7 protein-coding genes are annotated in these 5,155 nt (G+C 46.2%); all 7 read left to right on the forward strand.

Annotated features, from left to right (window positions below; genetic code table 11):
• The first annotated feature begins 2 nt into the window (after positions 1 to 2).
• Positions 3 to 323, forward strand: a complete 321-nt coding sequence (locus CGZ90_RS20785) for a phage holin family protein (protein ID WP_094253293.1) — start codon at positions 3 to 5, stop codon at positions 321 to 323.
• A 310-nt stretch (positions 324 to 633) separates the two neighbouring features.
• Positions 634 to 1,569 (forward strand): HPr(Ser) kinase/phosphatase, encoded by a 936-nt coding sequence (gene hprK, locus CGZ90_RS14725; RefSeq protein ID WP_094253294.1) that lies wholly within the window; start codon positions 634 to 636, stop codon positions 1,567 to 1,569.
• 40 nt (positions 1,570 to 1,609) lie between these two features.
• Positions 1,610 to 2,470: a prolipoprotein diacylglyceryl transferase gene (gene lgt / locus CGZ90_RS14730; RefSeq protein ID WP_094253295.1), complete on the forward strand. Its 861-nt coding sequence runs from the start codon at positions 1,610 to 1,612 to the stop codon at positions 2,468 to 2,470.
• Positions 2,430 to 3,383: a nucleoside recognition domain-containing protein gene (locus tag CGZ90_RS14735; protein WP_094253296.1), complete on the forward strand. Its 954-nt coding sequence runs from the start codon at positions 2,430 to 2,432 to the stop codon at positions 3,381 to 3,383. The genes lgt and CGZ90_RS14735 overlap by 41 nt, the downstream gene beginning before the upstream one ends.
• Positions 3,380 to 4,024 (forward strand): pyrophosphatase PpaX, encoded by a 645-nt coding sequence (ppaX, locus tag CGZ90_RS14740; RefSeq protein ID WP_094253297.1) that lies wholly within the window; start codon positions 3,380 to 3,382, stop codon positions 4,022 to 4,024. The genes CGZ90_RS14735 and ppaX overlap by 4 nt, the downstream gene beginning before the upstream one ends.
• Positions 4,025 to 4,540, forward strand: coding sequence for an acyltransferase (locus tag CGZ90_RS14745; RefSeq protein WP_094253298.1), 516 nt, complete (start codon positions 4,025 to 4,027; stop codon positions 4,538 to 4,540).
• 90 nt (positions 4,541 to 4,630) lie between these two features.
• Positions 4,631 to 5,155: hypothetical protein (locus CGZ90_RS14750; protein WP_165766870.1), on the forward strand; the 525-nt coding region annotated here is incomplete at its 3' end.

Below are 5,155 nucleotides of genomic sequence, written 5' to 3' on the forward strand. Positions count from 1 at the left end.
TGATGGCGGTGGCGGGTTATTTTCAATCCTTCTACATCAAGAGTTTTACAGCCGCGCTAATCGCAAGTGTGCTGCTGTCCTTGTTTCATATTTTCCTTAAGCCGATACTCATACTTCTCACTTTGCCTGTTACAGTGCTGTCCCTTGGGTTATTTTTGATCGTTATTAACGCAGCACTGCTCAAGCTCACTTCTTGGGTGATCGGGTCATCCTTTGTCATTGATGGATTTGGAATGGCCCTAGGAGCTGCTCTTATTCTGTCCATCGTTAACATCATCGTACAAAGTGTCATATTTGATAATAAGAAACAAAAAAGAGGATGATGCCGATTTTTGGCGATCATCCTTTTTCGTTATTTACAAGAAGTGTTCATATTTACAACAAAATGGTAATGGGTATTTATGTTATTTTTAATGTGGAATAATAGGGGGTACTTACTGGGGTACGGTACGATTCAAACCAAACTCTGTCTGCAGCAGCTATTAATGAGAATCGTACCGTACCCCAAACCTCAAACCTGCAAAACCGCAAAAACCGTTCACCCCGAAGCTTTTCGTGTGTTATGCTTTCCCGCACCTAAAGTGATACAATAGAAGCATCATTTGACCAGGAAATTCCGGTTAGGAGGATATGATGGCAAGAGTACATACGAAAGAGATTATTGATAAATTCCAGCTTGAGCTTGTTAGCGGCGAGGAGGGTGTGCACCGTTCTGTGACGACGAGCGACCTTTCCCGTCCAGGGCTTGAGATGGCAGGGTATTTTACCTTTTATCCGGCTGAGCGTCTTCAGCTGCTAGGGAAAACAGAGCTTTCTTTTTTATCTGATCTGGATCCAGACCGGCGAATGGAGCGTTTGAACCGCCTTTGTACGGATGAAACGCCAGGCATTATCATCACACGAGACATGGAAGTGCCGAAAGAGCTTCTCAAGGCTTCACACATATCAGGTGTGCCGATCATGCGTTCAAAGCTGACAACGACAAGGCTGTCCAGCCGTCTCACTAACTATCTGGAAAGCCGCCTCGCACCAACAACAGCGATGCACGGGGTGCTGGTGGACATTTACGGAATCGGTGTATTGATTACCGGAAACAGCGGCGTCGGTAAGAGTGAAACAGCGCTTGAGCTGGTGAAGCGCGGACATCGCCTCGTGGCAGATGATTCGGTTGAAATCCGCCAGGAAGATGAAGATACACTTATCGGAAGCGCGCCTGAGCTTATCCAGCATTTACTTGAGATACGCGGCCTTGGAATCATCAACGTGATGACGCTTTTTGGTGCCGGCGCGGTCCGCAATTATAAAAAAATCGCCCTCGTCATCAACTTGGAAACGTGGGATGCGAAGAAGGTTTATGACCGCCTTGGCTTAGAGGATGAGATGATGCAGATTTTGGATACAGAAATTCCTATTTTGACTGTTCCGGTGCGTCCAGGACGAAACTTGGCTGTCATTATTGAGGTAGCATCTATGAACTTCCGTCTGAAAAAGATGGGGATGAACGCTGCTAAGCAGTTTTCTGAGCGATTAACGAACGTTATTGAAACACCAGATGAAGAAGATTATTAAACAGAACATATTGAGATAAGATAAAAGGACGTGGAGAGAAATGGAGTCAACAATTGAACCTATTAACCGGGTAGCCTTGGAACTCGGTCCGCTGACCATCTATTGGTACGGTGTCATTATCGGGTGCGGCGCACTTCTTGGTCTTTGGCTTGCGGTCAGAGAATCAGAGCGCAGAGGCCTTCCAAAAGATACGTTTGTGGATGTCGTCATGATCGCTGTTCCTGTGGCGATCATTTGTGCGCGGATCTATTATGTCGCGTTTAAATGGGATTTTTACAGTGCCAATCCGGAAAAGATCATAGCGATCTGGGAAGGCGGAATCGCCATCCATGGTGCACTGATCGGTTCGTTTTTAACAGGGTATATTTTTTCAAGAGTAAAAAAGTTTTCTTTCTGGAAACTGGTCGATATCGCTGCGCCTAGTATCCTTCTTGGGCAGGCCATCGGCCGGTGGGGAAACTTCATGAACCAGGAAGCACACGGCGGAGAGGTTACACGCGCGTTTTTAGAATCACTGCATTTACCGGAATTCATCATTAATCAGATGTATATTAATGGAGTCTATTATCATCCGACGTTCTTATACGAATCTCTTTGGAACTTGCTTGGTGTTATCGTGCTGATCGCTCTGCGAAAAGTTAACCTGCGGCGCGGAGAGTTGTTCCTTACTTATTTAATCTGGTATTCTATCGGACGTTTCTTTGTGGAGGGTCTTCGTACAGACAGTCTGATGCTCACTGAATCATTGCGCATCGCTCAGGTCATGTCACTCGTATGGATTGCTGCAGCTTTGATTGCACTGATCATCCGCCGCAAAGCGGGCTATGCGAATCATCGTTATTTGGACAGAGAGAAGGTTGATGATGGAGACGATAAAAAGAGGGGCCGCCGCAGGGCTTAAAACAACGTGGACATTAGGAAAGATCATCTTTCCAGTCACTCTTTTCATAACGATTCTAAGCCATACACCTGTTATGGGATGGCTGATCAAATTCCTTTCACCCGCTATGAAATGGATCGGACTTCCTGGGGAAGCGGCGATTCCGCTCGTGCTCGGCAACCTGCTGAATTTGTACGCTGGCATCGGCGGGATCCTGACATTGGATACGTTAACAGTTAAGCATGTGTTCATCCTTGCTGTCATGCTGTCCTTTTCACATAACCTCCTCATTGAATCGAGCGTTGCTGCAAGTGTCGGCGTGAAGATATGGGTCATCGTCACAGTCAGGATCGGTCTTGCGGTTATCTCGGCTTTAATCATAAACCTTGTCTGGCGCGGCGGCAGTGAAACGGCACAGTACGGTCTTATGCCAAAACAGGAGCAATTGCCAGATGGCTGGGTAGAAATCATATTCTCTGGAGTGGAAAAGGCGCTGACAGGCATCGGCCAGATTGCGCTGATTGTCATCCCGCTCATGATCATCATGCAGTTTTTAAAAGACAAAGGATGGCTGAACACGTTCTCGAACTGGATGGCACCGGCCTTAAAGCTTCTTGGCATGAAGCCGAATACTTCGATGACAATGGCGGCTGGCCTGACAATCGGACTCGCCTTTGGTGCAGGTGTAATGATTCAGGCAGCGAAGGAAGATAATGTGTCTAAGAAAGATTTGTATTTAGCGTTCATTTTTCTCGTCAGCTGTCACGCTGTCGTTGAAGATACACTCATTTTCGTTCCGCTCGGCATTCCGGTGCTGCCGCTTCTCATCATCCGGCTGTTCACAGCGATTCTTCTCACTGTCATAGTAGCCGCTGTCTGGACGAGAGCAGAAAAAAGTAAAATACACACCACTAGAAAGGAAGCGCAGCTATGAAAAAAATTGATACAGTATTATTTGACCTTGACGGGACGCTCATTAACACAAACGAGCTGATCATCGCGTCATTTTTATACACATTGGATAAATTTTTCCCGGAACAGTATAACCGTGAGCACGTTTTGCCGCTTATGGGCATGCCGCTCGTTGAGACGATGGAGCATTTCAGCAAGGACCAGGTGGAGGAGCTTGTCGAGGTGTACCGCGAGCATAACATCTCGCATCATGACGATTTTGTAGAAGAGTTTGAAGGAGTTTTTGAAACGGTAGAAGAACTTTATAAAAAAGGCTACAAACTCGGTATCGTGACGACAAAAATGCGCAATACGGTGGAGATGGGACTGAAGCTTGTCGGATTGGACAAATTCTTCAGCACAGTCGTTACATTAGATGACGTTCAGCGTGCGAAGCCTGATCCAGAGCCTGTTCAAAAGGCACTGACTCTTCTGCTTTCTTCACCTGAAAAAGCGATTATGGTCGGTGACAGCAAGTACGATATTCTTGCTGGAAAAAATGCAGGCACGAAAACAGCCGGTGTTGCATGGACGATACGTGGCCAAGAATATCTGCAGCAGTTCGAGCCAGACGTTATGCTGGACTCGATGACAGACCTGCTGAATTATTTAGGAGAGAGATAAGTGCGCAGAACCGAACGCTATCCGGTTGAAGGCAAGAACTCGCTTTACCAAGTCTATAAAACCGTGCCGTTCTGGAAGGTCGCGAAAAATTTCACGGCCATCCAGGTCGCACGCTATACTCCCTTTTTACCTATGAAGAACTGGATTTATCGCCATTTCCTCCGGATGAAAGTAGGGGAGGACACGGCCTTCGCACTGATGGTCATGCTTGATGTCATGTTTCCGGAACGCATCAGCGTCGGTCGCAATACGGTTATCGGATATAACACAACGATCCTGGCACACGAGTATCTCGTGCACGAATACAGGCTCGGTGATGTGATCATCGGGGATGAAGTGATGATCGGAGCGAACTCCACCATTCTTCCAGGTGTTACGATTGGTGACGGCGCTATCGTGTCGGCTGGAACGCTTGTACACAAGGACGTTCCAGCCGGGGCATTCGTCGGAGGAAGTCCAATGCAAGTGATTTATACAAAAGAAGAGCGAGAGGCGAAAGAACCGGCAAAACGTTGAATTTTGTCGGTTGTTCCCTACTTGGGTTTTTAATGTTTTCGTCGTATACTAAAAGTAGTGAAAAGTGAAGCGAGGGGGGCAGAAGCAGTCATGAAACGAAAATCGTTTTCCATGTTTTTTGTGAAAGATACGTTTAAAGTCGGCCATTTGGTAGAAGATACCACTCTGTCATTTAATGCTTCCCAAATTAAGCACGGTTCTGAAGAGCACCAGGCGATTCGCAATTCCTACCGTTTTAGAACCGCTGTCACCAAAATGAAAGCCAGCAAGTTTATTAAATATTATGAACTTCATCAATCTCGTGCAAAAATTGTTTTCTACGGCGATTATTCCACTTACAGACGTTACAACCCTCATGTACCAGCCACAAAAGAAGAATACCTTCATTACTTAGAAACTGAAGATCTCGTGTACGAACTTCTCCTTGATTTATCCGTTTATTTGTTTAAAGAACTCCCATTTCTGCAGGAACTGCAGATTGATATACCGAACCATGGAAGACTATATTCGCTTGACGTAACGAGACAGCAGTTAGATGAGCAGTTAAACTGCCGCCTTACTGATATGAAGGACGGTCACCATCACCGCTATTATTTCTTATACAGAGATGAAGAG

The organism is Fictibacillus aquaticus (assembly GCF_002245695.1).
In the GTDB taxonomy this organism is placed as follows: Bacteria; Bacillota; Bacilli; order Bacillales; family Fictibacillaceae; genus Fictibacillus; species Fictibacillus aquaticus.

Bases quoted from the DNA above. Each gene is read 5' to 3' on its own strand.
- hprK (WP_094253294.1), top strand. From the start codon at position 634: ATGGCAAGAGTACATACGAAAGAGATTATTGATAAATTCCAGCTTGAG.
- CGZ90_RS14735 (WP_094253296.1), top strand. From the start codon at position 2,430: ATGATGGAGACGATAAAAAGAGGGGCCGCCGCAGGGCTTAAAACAACG.
- CGZ90_RS20785 (WP_094253293.1), top strand. From the start codon at position 3: ATGGCGGTGGCGGGTTATTTTCAATCCTTCTACATCAAGAGTTTTACA.
- lgt (WP_094253295.1), top strand. From the start codon at position 1,610: ATGGAGTCAACAATTGAACCTATTAACCGGGTAGCCTTGGAACTCGGT.
- ppaX (WP_094253297.1), top strand. From the start codon at position 3,380: ATGAAAAAAATTGATACAGTATTATTTGACCTTGACGGGACGCTCATT.